Below are 18,553 nucleotides of genomic sequence, written 5' to 3'. Positions count from 1 at the left end.
ACGGCCATTTTGGAACTGCAACTATTATTTTGAACAAATAAATAAAAGCAGCTTTCTAATTATTTAATTGGGCAACTGATTTCCTGTACTCTACAGGTGATTGGTTGCCTAATTTTGTTAATATTCGTGTATTATTCCAAAATTTGATATAATTATTCACACACCTAATGGTATCTGCTAAACCTTTTGGTTTAGCTTGTGTGTATATCATTTCAGTCTTTAGGCTTGAGTGAAATGATTCAATGATGGCGTTATCAGCTGGCGTCCCTTTACGGGACATACTTCTGATGGCGCCTTTTTTGCGTGCTAATTCAAAAAATTCACGCGAAGTATAAGTAGAACCCTGATCACTATGAATGATAGCACCACTTAAATAGCCTAATTGATTTAGTGTATCTAATGCCAATTGGGTATTTGGATGATTAGAAATTTTATGAGCAATAATTTCCGAATTAAAACTATCCATAATTGTAGAGAGGTACAACATTTTATTTCCGCAAGGAATATAAGTGATATCAGTGGTTAATTTACGATTTGGTAAACTAATGTTCCAATCACGATTGATTATATTATCAAATTGTTTGAACGGATTACCAGGTCGATGAGATCTTTTACGTTTAATACGACACCCCCAATTGTATTTAGCCATAATTCTTTGAACTTTACTAACACTGCATTTTAAGTGCTTATTAATTAGTGCATGAATTTTACGATAACCATATAAAAACTTTGTTTTTATACATAGTTGTTGAATCTCCTGTTCAATCTGACTTAAATTAAAATGAGCTGCATGTGTTTTATGATAGTAATAGGTACTTCTAGATATATTGAGATACTGACAAATCCTAACTAAAGGTATTTTGGATGTGAAAGTATCGATTAATTTAATAGTAGCTTGATTTACCACAGCCCTTCCATGATTAAATATTTTTTTATAACTTCAAGTTCTTCCTTCATTTGTTTAATTTCCATATCTTTTCTGACATCACTAGGTAGTTCTAAATTGCCTTTATTATATTTATATTGTTTGCCAGGCTTTTGATTCAAACGATAATAATCACCATTTCTTACATATTTCCGCCATGTATAAATTAAGCCGTCACTCTTTAAACCAAGTATTTTACAAATCTTTCTACCAGGAATACCTTCATTAAGAAGCCGAACGGCTTCTAGTTTAGTTTCATATGAATATTTATTATTAGTCATACAAAAAACACCTCCGAATTATATTATTTTACCAAATTAAAATAATACTTTTATCGAAAGTGCTTTTATTTATCTGTTCAATATTATAACTTCAGTTCCTTTTGGCCGTTTTTTATTTACTAATTTTTCCTTCTGATTTTAAGCTATTTAGATGTTCATAAAGAACTCCATATCTCAAGCCTTGTTTGCCAAATATCATTCGGTCAGAGTTTAAACGTTTCATCATTTCCATTGCCGGACAAAGTCCACCCACAATAATATCAGCACGTTCTTTGGAAACTCCAGGAATCATTTTACGATCTGCTAGGTCAGAGTTTAATAATTTTAAGAAAATATCCTTAGCTTCTTGGTTTGATAAATGAAACCCATGAATATCATCCCAGTATTTACGATCTGCATCGCGACGTCGCTTAATCTTAGCTAAAGTACGATTGGATCCACCTAAACCAATAATTGGTAAATTAGTTGCACGAGATAGCCACCAAATATCATTAAAGATATTATTTAGATAATCGGATAATCTAAATAATTCGCCAGCACTAACTACATCTGGATTAATTCTTCCTTCAGATAAAGTGACAGATCCAAATGGTAAACTAATCAAATTCATGGCACGACGATTCTGTACTAAAACTAATTCAGTACTAGCTCCACCTGTATCCATAATAATTCCGTTCACTACTGGTAAAGAGTTTATGACACCTAAGTAATCATAATAAGCCTCAGTAGTTCCAGTAATAACTTCTAATTCAATTCCAGTTTTTTCCATTACTTCATCTAAAAAATCTTTTTGATTTTTAGCCATTCTAGTAGCTGCAGTTGCAACCGCTTTTAAGTGAACATTTTCTAAATCTTTAAAATCTTCTTTGAATGATTTTAAAGTGCTAATTGTTCTTTCAATAGCTGGCTTTTTTAATATTTTTTCTGAACCCATGTTTTCTGATAATCTTACTGGTTCTTTTCTTTCAATAATATTTTTAAAAGAACCATCATTTTGAATTTCAGTAACCGCTAAGCGCACTGAATTAGATCCTAAATCAATAACCGCTAAATGTTCCAAAATTAAAGCTTCCTTTCATTTTTACTACGCATTGGTGTGAACTTATTTTTTATTTTACTTCGATGCTTTTTAGGAAACAAATCATTCAATAAATCATCGGCAACTTTTTTACGGTTGTCAATTAAATATCTTTGTGAATTTAATAACTTCTTATTATTTCTCAAATGCCCCCATGTATTATCAGGATATAATAATCTAGTTTTAACATTGTCATTCCATAAAATTTTATAAATATTAATTAAATGCTTTCTGATATTATCATTCAAAATTGGAAACATCAATTCAACACGACGACTTAAATTTCTAGTCATTAAATCAGCACTAGAAAGAAATACTTTTTCATCACCATCAGCATAGAAATAATAAAAACGACGATGTTCCAATAATTGTCCAACAATTGAATGCACTGTAATATTTTCTGATATTCCTGGAATTCCAACACGTAAATTACAAATTCCTCTAACAATTAAATGAATTTTAACACCCGCAGCGCTTGCTTCATAAAGTTTTTTTATAATTAAGGTGTCAGAAAGTGAATTCATTTGCATTTGAATTAAACCTTTCTTTCCCATCTTAACATTTTCGATTTCTTTATCAGCCATGTGCATTAAATAATCGCGAATGCCATCAGGTGAAATTGATAATTTATGAAAATATGGAGGTTGTGAAAATCCAGACAACATATTAAAGATGTTTGTAGCATCCACTCCCATTTCTTGATTACATGTGAAGATTCCCATATCAGTATATAGCTTGGCAGTTACATCGTTATAATTACCAGTACCCATATGCATATAACGCTTAATTCCACTTTCTTCTTTTCGAACAACTAGTGCCAATTTACAATGGACTTTTAATCCAACTAGTCCATAGATAACATGACAACCAACTCGTTCTAATTCATCTGCCCAGTGCAAATTATTCGCTTCATCAAAACGAGCTTTTAATTCAACTAAAACTGTCACTTGCTTACCATTTTGAGCAGCTTCTTTCAAAGCCTTAATAATTGGTGAATTAGCAGACACCCGATAAATTGTCATTTTAATTGCTAAAGTTTTTTTATCATGCGCAGCTTGTTGAATAAAATTCATTACTGGTTGGAATGAATCGTAGGGATGACTTACAAAAATATCACTTTTAGAAATAGCTTCAAACATTGTTTGATTACGTAGAGCTTTGGGATAATATGGTGTAAATTTATCAAATAATAAATCTTTGTGACCATAAACTTGCTTGATTAATTTACCCACAAAGTTCAAATTAATCGGCCCATCAACAACGTATAGTCCCTCTTTATTTAATTTATATTCCTTTAGCAATAGATTTAAAATTTGATTACTCATCCCAGCTTCAATTTCTAAACGCATAACTGGTCCGAATTCACGTTTTCTTAAATCATGTTTAATTTCTTTCATCAGATCAGAAGTATCTTCATCTGCTTCAACATCCATATCACGAGTAATTCTAAAGCAAGCCATGTCATGGGCTTTATAACCCACAAATAGTTCATTCATAAAGTATTTTATGACTTCTTCTAATAAGATAAAATCGTTATCGGCACCTGGTAGTTTAATAACGCGAGGACAAGTATCAGGAACCTGAACAGTTGCAAAAGATTCCTTATGGGCATCATCATTTTTAGTAATCATTAGTCCAATATTTAAAGTATTGTTTGCTAAAAATGGAAATGGTCTAGAAGAATCCACTGCCAATGGTGTTAAAACTGGATATAGTTCTTGATGAAAATAATCATCTAAAAAGTTTTTTTGTCTATCATTAATTTGGTTAATATTTAAAATATTAATATTTTCACGTGATAGTTTAGGTAATAATTTACCAAAAAGAATGGAATATTGATTACGAACTAAATCATGAACTTTTTTAGAAATACCACTTAATTGTTGAGCCGCCGTTAACCCTGCTGAGTCAGTACCTTCATAATTAACAGATGTTAATTTATGAAGAGAAGCAACTCTAATATTAAAGAATTCATCTAAGTTACTTTGGGTAATTCCTAAAAATCTCAGTCTTTCTAATAATGGATTGCTTTTATCATTAGCTTCTTCAAGTACTCGACTGTCAAAATCAACCCAAGTTAATTCCCGACTATTGAAATATTCTGGTTTTGTTAAATTCATTGTCTAATTTCTCCCTTCAATATAGGTTTAATGCCGAAGACCGATTCAAAGAATGCACCTTTACGTGCTAAATTTAATTTTTCTAAGGTCAATTCGTCTGCAGTCGTTACATAAATCATTAATTCGGTAGTATTCACTATTTTAATATCAATAGTTCTAATCTTTTGTAATCGACTAGCATCTAATGCATCAGAGATTCTTAGTAATGCTGATAATTTAATAACTGTCATTCGATGTTCAATACTAAGATCATCTAACATTTTAAACATTGATGAGGTTGCTCTATGACTATGGTAACGCGAAATCATTGCTACCATTATTAATTCGATATTAGACAATCCAAGTATTTCAGAATTCTTAATTATATATTCAGAATGAGCATAGTGATTATAATTATTAATAAATGAACCCACATCATCAACAATTGAAGCTAATTGTAGTAACAAACGCTGTCTACCATTTAGACCATGAACATCTTTTAATTCATCGAATAATTTTAATGATAAATCTTCAACAAACATTTGGTGTTTAGGTTCAACATTATATTGTTTAGCCATGTTTCTAGCTGAAGTGATAATTTGATTATTCATCATTTTTTCAATTTTATTGTCGTCTGCACTATTTTCTAATTTTTCACATGTAAGACCATCAATAAACTTCAAATTAGACACCCAAATATTTTTTACATCCAAGCTCTCAAGTAATTCATGGATTAAAGTTACCAGTGGAATTACCTGGTGCAAAGAATTTTCGTCAATATTATATAAATTAATCAATTCTTGGTCATTTACATGACGCATCTTATGATACAAATCATCTAAATCCTTCATTGTTAACTTACTGGTGATTTCATAATTTCCTAACAAAGCTTTTAGAATGGCCGTTGATGAACCTAATAAAATAACGTTTTGAGTAGATCCAATGTCTGGCAAGCCTCTTACAAATTCAAATAATTGTCCATCGATGTAGTCATGTAAAACTTCATTAAAATTATAAATATCAGCTTTAAAATCACTCATGACCTCATAAACTCTTAATGGGCCTAAATTTAATGTTTTAGAATAAGTAAATTTACTATTTTGATAGCCCATCAATTCAATATTGCCGGAGCTAATATCCATTAATAATGTATTATTTTGTGTTATTTTTTTAAAATCTGTTAAATAAAAATTAGTCGCAATATTCCGATATAAAGATTCTTGACTTTGACTAATCCAATTAATATTAAATCCAGTTCTTTGTTCAAGTTGGTCTTTAACCAATTCCGAATTACGTGCTTCATGAAAAGCATTTGTAGCAAAGAATTTATAATCGTTAATTTGGTAATCATTTAATAAATTTCGAACTACATTTAATGAATCAACAATTTCGTTAACTGTTTGCCCTTCAATAATTCGATCTGAAAAAACATCTTCCCCCAAATCAATATCATAATGGGTATCTTCTATTAATTTTGAATGTTTAATATCTATAATTTGAACAAAAATATTTTGTGAACCCATCACAATAATGGATGAAAAATCATTTGGCATATTAAAGCCTCCTGTTATTATTAATAAATAATTTTATTATTATATGATACCATATCATTTATGCATAAATAAAAATAATTTAGGTAAGCCAAAAAGATGATTATTAGCATTAATGTTACATAAATGAAATAAAAAGTATGTGTATTTAAACAACACTTTGCAATGTTGTTAAAAAATCATTACATCAATTGTAGTCATAATATTTTCTTAGTAAAATCTAATTAATGATAAAAAATGATTAAAAAAAGGAGATAGTTATGAAGAACAGTTTTATTAAAACTGCAATTTTTACATTTGCCAGTGCCATCCTATTTAAACTTTCCAGAAAAGCAATGAAATTAAGAAAAGCGAATAGTGACACATATATGCCGTCCAAAGAATTTTTTGTAGATAGTAATATCAATGGTAAAAAAATGGTTTTTTTAGGTTCTTCTATAACAGATGGTTTAGCATCTAAAGGTAAGTCATTTGTAGATTTCTTAAATATCGAACATGGAGTAAATACAATTAAGGAATCTGTTAGTGGTACTACTTTGGCTGGGCAAGAAGATAATTCTTACGTATCAAGAATGAAATCAAACTTAAATCCAAACGAAAAAATTGATATATTTGCTTGTCAGTTATCAACTAATGATCAAAGAAAAAATAAACATATTGGTGAAATAAGCAACTCATATAACCTTGACGAATTTGATATTAATACTACTATCGGTGCGATTGAATACATAGTAAAATATGTACAAGAAAATTGGGCTTGTCCGATGGTGTTCTATACTTGTTTAAGAAAACCGGATCCTGGATATGAATTTTTAAGAAATCAATTATTTAAATTACAAAAAAAATGGCATTTTGCAATTATCGATATCTGGAATAGTAAAGCAATAAAAATAATGAACCATAATAATCCATATTTTATGGCAGATGATGTTCACCCAACATGTGCTGGATACAGATATGGTTGGACCCCCATATTTGTTAAGGATTTAGATCAAATGTTTGAATAAAAAAGAACGATTTTATCGTTCTTTTTTATTTTTATTAAAATTTAATGAGATTTAACTTGCAATTAAATTAAAACGTAGTATTATAAATAAATAAGGAAACCAATTTCCTGATAATTAATTTAATTTATAATTTTTGCTCCATGGTTCAATTGGTAGAACGGCGCACTGTTAATGCGAAGGTTGCTGGTTCGAGTCCAGCTGGAGCAGTTGGGATTATTTCCCAAAATATATTAATTTAATTTATAATTTTTGCTCCATGGTTCAATGGTAGAACGGCGCACTGTTAATGCGAAGGTTGCTGGTTCGAGTCCAGCTGGAGCAGTTGGGATTATTTCCCAAAATATATTAATTTAATTTATAATTTTTGCTCCATGGTTCAATGGTAGAACGGCGCACTGTTAATGCGAAGGTTGCTGGTTCGAGTCCAGCTGGAGCAGTTGGGATTATTTCCCAAAATATATTAATTTAATTTATAATTTTTGCTCCATGGTTCAATGGTAGAACGGCGCACTGTTAATGCGAAGGTTGCTGGTTCGAGTCCAGCTGGAGCAGTTAGGGAATATATGACACCCCCTTATTTTTTGAATTCACAATTTCATAAATTAATTAATCCATAATTTAAAGTAAAAAATCACCAAGCTTAATTGCTTGGTGATTTTTTATTATTCAAATATAGATTGATAAGCCCAGCCCATTATCTTACCATCATATTTTACAAGGTAATAATGAGTATTCCAGCCTACTTTTTTCGCTGATTTTACAATTTGAACTTGTTTGCCAGCTAAATCACTGACATTACTTAAAACTTCATTTTTAGCAAAATGGCTGCCCTTAACATGTTCATTAAATTCACCACTTGCATCAGACTTAATTGTCTTTTCTTCATTAGTATTTGCATAATCAATGTAATTTTGGACTGAATTAGATTTAATCCATCCCATACTCTTACCATGACGAGTAACGCGGTAATATACATCACCGTTTTTAGTAACACCCTTTTTATTAGCATAAAGGGTTGCAGCTTTATAATCTTTTACTAAGTGAAGTCGTTTTCTAGATTTATAAGTTTTATCTTCACCTAAATGGTTATAAAAATTAAAGTTTGCATTATCTTTAACAGTGAGCTTTACGTTGGTATTGTAGTAATTTACGCCACCTTGTGTTTTTACAGGTTTACTTTTTTTTTGACTGTCAGGCACTAGCGTACTAGACGCACTATCATTACTGTTAGAACTATTATCAGATTTATTGGCAACTGGTAATTCAACGTTACCAATGAACCAATCTTTTCCTTTACCTAGTAAACTAGCATCGATTCTTTTTCCTAAAGCACTGGAGTAATGACGATCAGTATATTGCCACATAACACTGTTTACGGAAGGTTTCTTACTTTGATAAGCAGCTACCCAATAACCATCATAATATTTTAGTGCTTGAGAAGCATTTTGAAGCATAAAATGTTGATATGAATAGAAAAGGATTTTCTTACTACCAACTAATGGACGCAATGCTTGTACCCACGCCTTAGTAGCATTATTTGAACTACCATGAGTCACAGAAGACATTTCATAATCGTTTACATAAAATTTAGCATTGGGTGCCAAACGATATAACTGTTTAGCTTCAGACTTAGCTTGGCTAACACCAGAATATCTACTAAATGAATAAACACCATATGGAACACCATATTTTTCTAGTAACTTACGATTATTATTGAAAGTTTTATCATGATAAGAACTACCATATTGAACTCTTAGAATAACAAATGGAACTTCATTTTTCAGTTTTTTCACTTTATTAGCAGTAAAATTACCTTGCCATTCAGACAAATCATAAACTCGATTACTGTCTGCATGTGCTTTATTATTGTTATTAGCCAAACTTGCGCAAAAAAGTAATGCAAAAATGGTTGCCAACATTAAAAATATTGACTTTTTCTTAATCAAATAAATTCACCCCTATTTTTTATATCTCTAATATCAATACTAATTTGTATTATAAAGGGGAAATATTGCAATAACAATATGACAACATTACAAAATATAACAATTTGGTTAGAATTACTTCGTTAAATTCCTAAAACAGCATCAAAAACCTTTTGTGGCAACGTAATATTAGCATTTGCACTTTTTCGTTTGTTTATATTTTGTCGACGTAATAATGCTTGCTTTTTAGAAACATTCTTTTTATCACCACTTACTGCAGCATTTTTTCTTAAAGGTGGAACATCGATACGTGCAATTACTCTACCTTCAACAAAAGCTTGGACTGGAATTGGATATAGTTGTTTAGGCATTACATATTTTAATTTATGCACTAAATTTTGTGCCAATGAATCAGCATTGTTTCGATGAGTGATAAATGTTAAAGCATCAACTGGAGCATAGTTAACATCAATACTAATTTTTACAATATCGGAAACTTCATAGTCATTAAATTCAGCGTCAAAGGTAGCGTATCCATGCGATACAGATTTTAGTTTATTGAAAAAATTATAAGCAATTTCAGAAATTGGAAGATTATAAGACAGTTCAACTAATTTCCCCTGATTATCCATATTTATTAAAATTCCTCGACTTTGGTTAACCAAATCCATCACTTTATTGACTGAGTCAGAAGGAATTGTAATTGTAACTTTATCAAATGGCTCTTCAATTAAATCAATAAGTGCAAAGTCTGGCATTTTAGAAGGATTATTAACCACCTTTAGTTCATTATCCTTTTTAATATAAACATGATATTTAACATTAGGATTGGTAATAATTACAGACACTCCAAAATCACTTATCAATCGTTCACGGATAATTTGTAAATGAAACATCCCTAAAAATCCACAACGAAAACCTTGTCCCAATGATTCCGACGTCTCTTCTTGATAATTCAAAGATGAATCATTTAATGATAACTTTTCTAAAGCCATTTTCAAATCATCAAAATCTGAATTTTGCGGATAAATTCCAGCAAAAACAACCGATTGAACAGGTTTATATCCAGGAATTGGCGTCTTAGTAGGATTATTTTTATCAGTGATCGTATCTCCCACGCGAATGGCCTTTGGATCTTTCATTCCAGTAACAATATAACCAATATCACCAGCGGATAGACTTCGATCAGGTTTTAAATCAGGTGTAAAAATACCTATTTCATTATTTTCAAAAACCGAATGATCAGACATTAATTCTAATTGTTGATTGGCAAATAATTTACCATCGTAAATTCTTACATAAGCAATGATTCCTTTGTATGAATCATAATGTGAATCAAAAATTAAAGCTTTTAGTGGATTATTTTCGTCTCCATTTGGAGCAGGAACTTCATTAACAATCGCTTCTAAAACTTTATCAACATTCATTCCAGTTTTAGCTGATATTTTTATTATATCTTGAGTTAAAAATTCATCGTCTAATTCATATATTTGTTGTTCCGTTGATTCTATTTGAGCATTTTGATTATCAACTTTATTAATCACAGGAATTATCGGTAAATTGTTAGCCTTTGCAATTTGATAATTAGCTACTGTTTGCGCTTGAACTCCTTGGGTCGCATCAACTAATAAAATCACCCCATCACTAGCTGATAAACTTTTTGAAACTTCGTATGAAAAGTCGACATGCCCAGGAGTATCAATTAAGTTTAGCTCGTAAGATTGTCCATCATTAGCATGGTATAAATTACGGACTGTCCTTGATCTCACCGTTACACCATGTTCTTTTTCGACATTCATATCATCCAAAATTTGCGTTTCTTCATGCCTTGGTTTGATTGTATCGGTCATTTTCATAATTTGATCTGATAATGTAGATTTCCCATGATCAATATGTGCAATAATCGAAAAATTTCTGATATTTGATTGTTTCATTTTTATATCTCCTTATTAAATAATCCATCTAAATAAAAAGCAAAAGTTTCAATTGCATCGACATCTACATCCACTTGAAAATCGGCTAAATTATTTATAACTTTTTCATCATTAAAAGAATCTAAATTTGATAAATTAATTAAACCACTGATGATACTACTTTGAATGATAAATATTTTATTCGCTTGACTAACAGATATTTGTGGAAAATAAATATGAATCAATTCAGATAGCCTTTCATGGATTATATAAAGTTTTTTTCGCCCTTCAATTGTTTGTTCACGAGAAGCTTTATTTTCTAAAATAGGCCCCCGTAGAGCATTTAATTTAATTAAAGTAAAATGATGCTTAATTAAATTTTCAGTCGAATTTAACAGAAAAGTTTTCATTTCAGTAGCTGTGCTTGGTTTTTGCTCTTCTAATTTAATTGTTAATTCTTGAAAAAATTGTTGATACCCCACCAACAATAAATGCATAAAAATATTTTCTTTAGTTTTATAGTAATTAAACAATGTTCCCTTAGCTACATTGGCCTTTTTGGCAATTTCATTCATTGAAATATCAGCAAATGGTTGTTTTTTAAACATTTCTAAGGCAACTTTAGAAATTAATTCTGCTTTTTGTTGTTTTTGATTTATGGTTCTAGCATTCATTTCACTTATCACCTTTTTATTTTGTTTTTTACATTATTGACCATTGGTCATTTTTTGTCAAGAATAAACGAAAATGCAACACTTTTATTTATTTTGGTGATTGTATATCTTTGAATTATAAATATAATAGTGTGTACAATAATCAAAAAAGAGGGGAGCTTTGAAACAATGTCTTTCTTAGAATTAAAAAATATCCAAAAATCTTATTACTTAGGTAAAGATGAATTTAAAGTATTAAAAGGAATCAACGTTTCATTTAATAAAGGCGAAATGGTTTCTATTTTAGGTGAATCTGGTGGTGGTAAATCAACATTAATGAATATTATTGGTGGTCTAGATAGTAAATATTCTGGTGATGTCTTATTAAATGGCAGCTCATTAAAACACGATACCGATAAACAATTAGATGAATATCGTCGTAATACCATTGGTTTTATCTTTCAAAGCTTTAATTTAATTAGTCACTTAACGCTCTTAGACAACGTATTAGTTCCACTAGAAATGACCACACTATCAAAGTCAGATCAACGTAAACGAGCTGAGGAATTACTAACTAAAGTTGGTTTGAAGGAACATATGCATAAATACCCTAACCAACTATCCGGTGGTCAAAAGCAACGTGTATCCATTGCACGTGCATTAGCTGGCGATCCAGAAATGTTGATTGCTGATGAACCTACTGGAGCTCTTGATCCACAAAATACTACCGAAATTTTACAAATTTTGGAAAACATTGCTAAAGAAGGTAAGTTAGTTCTAACCGTTACTCATTCTGATAAAGTAGCTGAATATGGAACTAGAATCGTTCACATGACTGATGGTAAAATCGATCAAGATAAGCAATTACGTGATAAATTTAAAGAACAACAAGATGAAACTTTAGAATCAAAATCATTATCATTTAGCTCCACTTTAAAGATGACTTGGGACAATTTAAAATATAATAAAACAAGAAACATGCTAATTATATTTGGTAGTTTAATTGGAATTTTCTCAGTTATTTTCATGTTGGGATTAGGTAATGGAGTTCGTGGTTATATTAATCATGAAATTTATTCACAAGTAAATCCAAATAGTGTTCAAGTACAACACAAAGATTCAAATAATCGTTCTTCATTTACAGATAGTGATATTCAAAGAGTTAAAGATACTAAGGGTGTATCATCTGCTGAAAAAGGTTATTCAACAAATGGTATTCAATTTAAATATGGTAAAAAATCAGCTCAAAGCCAAATTATGAACACCAGTAATTCAACCATTAATAGCAGCAACATAAAAGCTGGAACTACACCTAAAGATAACGAAGTTTTAATTAATAAAGAAACAGCTCAAAGTTTAAATAAGAAAAATTATCGTTCTTTAGTTGGTAAAAAGGTTCAAACAACATTTACTGCACAAAAAGATGGTCGTCCATTCCCAGTTACCAAAACATTTAAAATTGCTGGAGTTTATGATTCACAATCACCATTAGTAATTACAACTTACAATACGGTGAAGAATGCATTAGCAGACAACAAAATTAAAATGACTACTACTTTCATTGATGCAAAAATAAGTGGTGGCGTAAGTAACGTTACTCCTGTGCAAGATCGAATTAATAATATGAAAGTAAATGGCAAAAAAGCTTATAGTGTTTCTGGAGCTGGTTCAATTATTTCAACATTAAATACCTACATTAATCTAGCTGTATATGTATTAGCAGCAATTGCTGGAATTTCATTATTAGTATCAGCAATTATGATTATTGTTGTTCTTTATATTAGTGTTTCTGAACGTACTAAAGAAATTGGTATCTTAAGAGCACTAGGTGCAACTAAAGGTAATATCAGAATGTTATTTGTATCCCAAGCTATTATGTTAGGATTATTCTCATCAATCCTATCAGTGGTTGTTGGTTACCTATTACAATTTGGTATTAACTCTGCCGTTAATGGTGCAATCGGATATTCAATTATTCAAATTACACCCGGCAATGCCATTTTTGGAATTGTTATTTCAATCATCATCAACTTGTTAGCATCAATCTTACCTGCAAATAAAGGTGCTAAATTAGATCCAATTGAAAGTTTAAGCGCTGAATAAAATAATATTAAAAAAATGCTACACGTAAACGTGTAGCATTTTTTTATATGTCAGAAAGACTATCTTTAGTAATAAATTCATAAATATCTTGTTGCGTATATTCATCAAAGTGGTGAACCCAAAAAGTAATAATGCCAATTGCTTGAACTGCTATCTGAAAAGAAAAGATTTTTTCTTTTTTCTTTTCAAGATCTTTATCACTTTTATTTAATGATCTAGTAAAAATGGATTTAAAAAGTTCTACTAATTGATAGTTAAAACTGAAATCACCCTTCTCACTCAATAATAAAGATAATAGATCATGATTATCATTAATAACTCTTAAAATATTAATAATAAAAAGATCATTAGTAGGAACTGCAACCATTATTTTGAACAAATAAATAAAAGCAGCTTTCTATTCTAATTGTTTAATTGGGCAACTGATTTCCTGTATTTTACAGGTGATTGGTTGCCTAATTTTGTTAATATTCGTGTATTATTCCAAAATTTGATATAATTATTCACACACTTAATGGTGTCTGCTAAACCTTTGGGTTTAGCTCGTGTGTATATCATTTCAGTCTTTAGGCTTGAGTGAAATGATTCTATGATGGCGTTATCAGCTGGAGTTCCTTTACGGGACATACTTCTGGTGGCGCCTTTTTTACGTGCTAATTCAAAGAATTCACGTGAAGTATAAGTTGAGCCTTGATCACTATGGATAATAGCGCCATCTAAATAACCTAATTGATTTAATGTATCTAACGCCAATTGGGTGTTTGGATGATTAGAGATTTTATGAGCGATAATTTCAGAATTAAAACTATCCATAATTGTAGAGAGATACAACATTTTATTTCCGCAAGGAATATAAGTTATATCAGTAGTTAATTTACGTTTTGGTAAACTAATTTGCCAGTCACGATTGATTATATTTTCGAATTGTTTAAATGGATTCCCAGGTCGATGAGATCTTTTACGTTTAATACGACAACCCCAACCATACTTCGCCATAATTCTTTGCACCTTACTAACACTGCATTTCAAATTTTTATTAACTAAGGCATGAATTTTACGATAACCATATAAAAACTTCGTTTTTATACATAGCTGTTGAATCTCTTGTTCAATCTGACTCAAAGTAAAATGATCTGCATGTGTTTTATGATAATAATAGGTACTTCTAGATATATTAAGATACTGACAAATCCTAACTAAAGGTATTTTAGATGTGAAAGTATCGATTAAATTAATCGTAGCTCGATTTACCACAGCCCTTCCATGATTAAATATTTTTTTATAACTTCAAGTTCTTCCTTCATCTGTTTAATTTTCATATCTTTTCTGACATCACTAGGTAGTGCTAAATTGCCTTTATTATATTTATATTGTTTGCCAGGCTTTTGATTCAAACGATAATAATCACCATTTCTTACATATTTCCGCCATGTATAAATTAAGCCATCACTCTTTAAACCAAGTATTTTACAAATCTTTCTACCAGGAACACCTTCATTAAGAAGCCGAACGGCTTCTAGTTTAGTTTCATATGAATATTTATTATTAGTCATACAAAAAACACCTCCGAATTATATTATTTTACCAAATTAAAATAATACTTTTATCGAAAGTGCTTTTATTTATCTGTTCAATATTATAACTTCAGTTCCAGTATTATGTTCTTTTAAATTACCAAAATTATCATTTTCAAATATTTTATATTCAGAATTTATTTTATCAATTATTGATTTTTCTATGACATCTATTAATTGATATTTATCTTCAAAGTGACGATAAAAAGTACTTCGATTAATATTAGAGGATTTAATAATATCACTAACTGTGACACGTTCTAAACCCTTTATTTTAGCAATTTTAATTGTATTATTAATTATTTTAGATTGCGTTTTTTGACGCTTTAATTCATATTTGGCCATTAAATACACTACCTTTGATTATACAAATGGATTATAAAATCTACTACCATCTAGTTTCATAAATACAATACCTAAAGCCAAAATAATAATTGAACATAATAATGTTAAATAATCATTTTTACCAAATTTTCGATTCATATACCAAGTTCGCTGTTTATTTTTACCGAACCTACGTAATTCCATTGCCTGACTAATTGTCTGAATTTTATCTAAGCTCGACAAAATTAATGGAACTAAAATTTGCGTGGTTCCTTTTAGTCGACTAAATAATCTACCTTTTTTAGACATTTCATAGCCACGCGCCTGTTGTGCCAAGCTAATTTCTTTAAAGTTATTTTGAATATCTGGAATGTATCTTAGCGATAAAGATAAGGAATAACTAATTCGGTAAGATAAGCCAATTTTATTCAAACTAGCGGAAAACTCACTTGGGTTAGTAGTAATTAAAAAGATTAATGAAATTGGTACAGTCACTAAATATTTCAGCCCTAAATTAAATTCATAAAATAACTGTTCTTGAGTAATTGTGAAGTAACCTAAGTTCAACAATACATGTCGTGTTCCATACAACGATGCACCATGATTGGGTGAAAAGACAAATACCATCACTAGATTTAAAAGCGCAAATATACAAATTAGTTTAACGACCAATTTGATCTGTGCCCATTTAATTTGTGATTGTCGAAAAGTCACAATAGATAGTATTAGGATTAGGATAATAAATCGATAATCATAACTAATCATTGCGATTATTGATACTAAAATGAAAAATATTAACTTACTAGTCCCAGTCAACTGATGAATCCAAGTATTATTATGATCATATCCAAATAAGTTATTATTCATGATGACTATTTTGCTCCTTATTAATTAAGTAGTTTGAAAATTCACGATAACTAATTCCGAATCTTTTAGCTAAAACATTTAAACTAGTGCGTTTAAGATTGGCTTTAAGAAGTAATTTTTCATCTTCTAAAACTTGTTCAGGAGTTCCATCCATTAATACTTTTTGATCACCAATTACTAGAGTTCGATTAGAATATTCGGCCATTAAATGCATATCATGAGTAATAAATATCATTGTTAAATTATGTTTGCGGTTCAATTCACTTAAGAATTTCATAATTTCAGTATAATGATAATAATCTTGACCAGCAGTTGGTTCATCTAAAATCAGTAACTTGGGTGATAAAACTAACATACTAGCAATTGTTAAACGTTTCTTTTGTCCATAACTTAACGCTGAAATTGGCCAATTACGGAATGGATATAAATTACATATTTTTAGTGCTTGGGTAACTTTTTTGTTAATTTCGTTTTTAGAAAAGTTTCTCAGTTTTAATCCTAGAGCAACTTCATCATAAATCATGACTTTACTGATCATTTTATCAGGATCTTGCATAATATAACCAATTTCATCGGCACGTTCTTTAATCGATTTATTTAATAAATTTTCATCATTAAAGGTAATTGAACCACCATTGGGTTTTAAGAATCCAACAATTAGTTGGCTTAATGTTGTTTTCCCTACCCCATTTTTACCAACTAATGACACCATGTCACCTTGTTTGATATCTAAATTAATATTTTTAAAAATAACTTTATTGCCATAGGAAAAATCTAAGTTATTAATTGATAAAATTGTTTTACCATCATCATTATTAGTTGATGATAAATGTTTCCCATTAAATTTTTTAAGTTGATTTTTCAAATTGGGTCCATTAATTTTATCGACTGAAGCAATATTATCAAGTGAAGACAAATCAATTTCTAATTCTTTAAGTGCCTCGATATAAAGTGGCTCTCTAATGCCATAATGATTTAAAATGTTTTTTTGCAATAATTCGGAAGGTTGGTAAGTTCCAACAATATTACCGTCATCCATCAAAATTATTTTATCAACATCTGAAGTTAAAGATTCCTCTAAACGATGTTCGATAATGATAATTGTTTTATCCAGATCTTTATGTAGTGACTGCAATAACTGAATAGATTCATGACCAGCAATTGGATCTAACGCCGCTAACGGTTCATCTAACAACAATATAGGAGCATCATCAACTAATAAGCCTGCCAGTCCAGTTCGTTGCTTTTGACCACCAGATAAACTATTAGGCGCTTGCTTTAATAAATTATTAATTGATAAATGGTTAGCCCATTTTTTTACTCGAGCATGCATGGTTGGATTATCGACACAATCATTCTCCATACCAAATGCAATGTCTTCAGCTACCGTTAGCCCCACAAACTGATCATTAGAATTTTGTAGTAGTGTCCCAACTTTTAATGAAGTATCAAATATCGACATATCTTTAGTATCTTGACCATCGATAATAATTTGTCCAAATAAATCACCACGATAGTTTTCTGGAATAATACCATTAATCAAGTTTCCTAGTGTAGATTTACCAGAACCGGAAGGTCCAATAATTAAGACTTTTTCGCCTTCATTAATTTTTAAATTAATATTTTTTAAAGTGTGTTCAGCTTGAGCATTATAACGAAAAGTTACATTTTTAAATTCAATCATTGTTTTTGTCATAAACTATTCCTTTTTTAAACTACCTTTTTCGACTTTAGTGGATGCATACATTACTAATAAAATCGTCCCAATTACACCGGTTGAAATACTATTAGTGATTGCTGAAATAATTCCCTGAAGATATACTTTATTACTAGGTTCAGAATAAATTAAAACATCCCCAGTTGGCGCAATTAATACCCAGCCAATCACATTAATAAGAATTTGATAAATATTGTAGATAATTAATTTTTTTAAGCCAATTTTTCCATCGGCTAATACGATATATTTTTTTAATAATCCAATTGCAAAGCCGATAAATCCGGTTGTAAAAACCCAAGTCCACCATGGTGCTCCAAATTGAGTTAAATCTGATAATGAATGACCAAAAAAGCCAACAAAGAATCCAACAATCGGTCCAAACATAATTGCTATAAAGCCTAAGAAACCATATGAGGTATCAATATTGGTGTTAGGAATTCCAGAAGGAATTGAAACATATCTTTTCAATAAAAATAAAATAGCTGTACCAATACCAATTGCTACAACACTTTGAACACTTAGTTTCCTTTTATGCAT

Annotated in this window: 17 protein-coding genes and 4 tRNA genes; 6 read left to right on the top strand and 15 right to left on the bottom strand. The window is 30.0% G+C overall.

The window, feature by feature from the left end; translation table 11 throughout:
• Window positions 1–55 precede the first annotated feature (55 nt).
• The 5 genes from MOO46_RS06245 to MOO46_RS06225 all read right to left on the bottom strand — a co-directional run bounded on the left by MOO46_RS06245 (window position 56) and on the right by MOO46_RS06225 (window position 5,936).
• Window positions 56–907 carry an IS3 family transposase gene (locus tag MOO46_RS06245; RefSeq protein WP_249510752.1) on the bottom strand — a complete coding sequence of 284 codons (852 nt, stop codon included), beginning with the start codon at window positions 905–907 and terminating at the stop codon, window positions 56–58.
• Complete coding sequence (locus MOO46_RS06240) at window positions 901–1,206, bottom strand: transposase (protein WP_249510625.1); 306 nt, start codon at window positions 1,204–1,206, stop codon at window positions 901–903. Before MOO46_RS06240 ends, MOO46_RS06245 begins: the two co-directional genes overlap by 7 nt.
• Before the next feature lie 112 nt (window positions 1,207–1,318).
• Window positions 1,319–2,269 carry a Ppx/GppA family phosphatase gene (locus tag MOO46_RS06235; RefSeq protein ID WP_249511720.1) on the bottom strand — a complete coding sequence of 317 codons (951 nt, stop codon included), beginning with the start codon at window positions 2,267–2,269 and terminating at the stop codon, window positions 1,319–1,321.
• Window positions 2,269–4,404 carry an RNA degradosome polyphosphate kinase gene (locus MOO46_RS06230; RefSeq protein ID WP_260525464.1) on the bottom strand — a complete coding sequence of 712 codons (2,136 nt, stop codon included), beginning with the start codon at window positions 4,402–4,404 and terminating at the stop codon, window positions 2,269–2,271. The genes MOO46_RS06235 and MOO46_RS06230 overlap by 1 nt, the downstream gene beginning before the upstream one ends.
• Window positions 4,401–5,936 carry a Ppx/GppA phosphatase family protein gene (locus MOO46_RS06225; RefSeq protein WP_249510819.1) on the bottom strand — a complete coding sequence of 512 codons (1,536 nt, stop codon included), beginning with the start codon at window positions 5,934–5,936 and terminating at the stop codon, window positions 4,401–4,403. The genes MOO46_RS06230 and MOO46_RS06225 overlap by 4 nt, the downstream gene beginning before the upstream one ends.
• 257 nt (window positions 5,937–6,193) lie before the next feature.
• Here MOO46_RS06225 and MOO46_RS06220 point away from each other — a divergent pair, with 257 nt between their 5' ends.
• From MOO46_RS06220 to MOO46_RS06200, 5 genes are all read left to right on the top strand, one after another.
• Entirely contained in the window at window positions 6,194–6,940 is a 747-nt protein-coding gene (locus MOO46_RS06220) for an SGNH/GDSL hydrolase family protein (RefSeq protein ID WP_249510818.1), read from the top strand.
• 134 nt (window positions 6,941–7,074) lie between these two features.
• A tRNA-Asn gene (locus tag MOO46_RS06215) sits at window positions 7,075–7,147 on the top strand.
• 43 nt (window positions 7,148–7,190) lie between these two features.
• Window positions 7,191–7,262 (top strand) — tRNA-Asn (locus tag MOO46_RS06210).
• A gap of 43 nt (window positions 7,263–7,305) precedes the next feature.
• Window positions 7,306–7,377, top strand: a tRNA-Asn gene (locus tag MOO46_RS06205).
• A 43-nt stretch (window positions 7,378–7,420) separates the two neighbouring features.
• Window positions 7,421–7,492, top strand: a tRNA-Asn gene (locus tag MOO46_RS06200).
• Window positions 7,493–7,602: 110 nt separating this feature from the next.
• Here the strand turns inward: MOO46_RS06200 and MOO46_RS06195 are convergent.
• From MOO46_RS06195 to MOO46_RS06185, 3 genes are all read right to left on the bottom strand, one after another.
• Complete coding sequence (locus MOO46_RS06195; RefSeq protein ID WP_249510817.1) at window positions 7,603–8,886, bottom strand: GH25 family lysozyme; 1,284 nt, start codon at window positions 8,884–8,886, stop codon at window positions 7,603–7,605.
• Window positions 8,887–9,008: 122 nt separating this feature from the next.
• Window positions 9,009–10,799 carry a translation elongation factor 4 gene (lepA, locus tag MOO46_RS06190; RefSeq protein WP_249510816.1) on the bottom strand — a complete coding sequence of 597 codons (1,791 nt, stop codon included), beginning with the start codon at window positions 10,797–10,799 and terminating at the stop codon, window positions 9,009–9,011.
• Window positions 10,800–10,801: 2 nt separating this feature from the next.
• On the bottom strand, window positions 10,802–11,452 hold the full coding sequence (locus tag MOO46_RS06185) for a TetR/AcrR family transcriptional regulator (RefSeq protein WP_249510815.1): 651 nt from the start codon (window positions 11,450–11,452) through the stop codon (window positions 10,802–10,804).
• Window positions 11,453–11,620: 168 nt separating this feature from the next.
• On the opposite strand from MOO46_RS06185, the gene MOO46_RS06180 reads away from it, so the two are divergent.
• Window positions 11,621–13,534: an ABC transporter ATP-binding protein/permease gene (locus MOO46_RS06180; RefSeq protein WP_249510814.1), complete on the top strand. Its 1,914-nt coding sequence runs from the start codon at window positions 11,621–11,623 to the stop codon at window positions 13,532–13,534.
• Window positions 13,535–13,577: 43 nt separating this feature from the next.
• Here MOO46_RS06180 and MOO46_RS06175 read toward each other — a convergent pair whose 3' ends face one another.
• The 7 genes from MOO46_RS06175 to MOO46_RS06145 form a co-directional block, all read right to left on the bottom strand.
• Window positions 13,578–13,913: a TetR/AcrR family transcriptional regulator C-terminal domain-containing protein gene (locus tag MOO46_RS06175; protein ID WP_249510813.1), complete on the bottom strand. Its 336-nt coding sequence runs from the start codon at window positions 13,911–13,913 to the stop codon at window positions 13,578–13,580.
• A gap of 23 nt (window positions 13,914–13,936) precedes the next feature.
• Window positions 13,937–14,788 (bottom strand): IS3 family transposase, encoded by an 852-nt coding sequence (locus MOO46_RS06170; protein WP_249510812.1) that lies wholly within the window; start codon window positions 14,786–14,788, stop codon window positions 13,937–13,939.
• Window positions 14,782–15,087: a transposase gene (locus MOO46_RS06165; protein WP_249510811.1), complete on the bottom strand. Its 306-nt coding sequence runs from the start codon at window positions 15,085–15,087 to the stop codon at window positions 14,782–14,784. Before MOO46_RS06165 ends, MOO46_RS06170 begins: the two co-directional genes overlap by 7 nt.
• Before the next feature lie 69 nt (window positions 15,088–15,156).
• Window positions 15,157–15,453: a TetR/AcrR family transcriptional regulator gene (locus tag MOO46_RS06160; protein WP_249510810.1), complete on the bottom strand. Its 297-nt coding sequence runs from the start codon at window positions 15,451–15,453 to the stop codon at window positions 15,157–15,159.
• A gap of 18 nt (window positions 15,454–15,471) precedes the next feature.
• Window positions 15,472–16,299 (bottom strand): energy-coupling factor transporter transmembrane component T family protein, encoded by an 828-nt coding sequence (locus MOO46_RS06155; protein WP_249510809.1) that lies wholly within the window; start codon window positions 16,297–16,299, stop codon window positions 15,472–15,474.
• Window positions 16,292–17,995, bottom strand: coding sequence for an ABC transporter ATP-binding protein (locus tag MOO46_RS06150; RefSeq protein ID WP_249510808.1), 1,704 nt, complete (start codon window positions 17,993–17,995; stop codon window positions 16,292–16,294). The genes MOO46_RS06155 and MOO46_RS06150 overlap by 8 nt, the downstream gene beginning before the upstream one ends.
• 3 nt (window positions 17,996–17,998) lie before the next feature.
• Complete coding sequence (locus MOO46_RS06145) at window positions 17,999–18,553, bottom strand: ECF-type riboflavin transporter substrate-binding protein (protein ID WP_249510807.1); 555 nt, start codon at window positions 18,551–18,553, stop codon at window positions 17,999–18,001.

Source organism: Apilactobacillus apisilvae (genome assembly GCF_023380225.1).
In the GTDB taxonomy this organism is placed as follows: domain Bacteria; phylum Bacillota; class Bacilli; order Lactobacillales; family Lactobacillaceae; genus Apilactobacillus; species Apilactobacillus apisilvae.
Note: the sequence above shows the minus strand (reverse complement) of the source record. Positions and strands in the feature narration are given on the sequence as shown.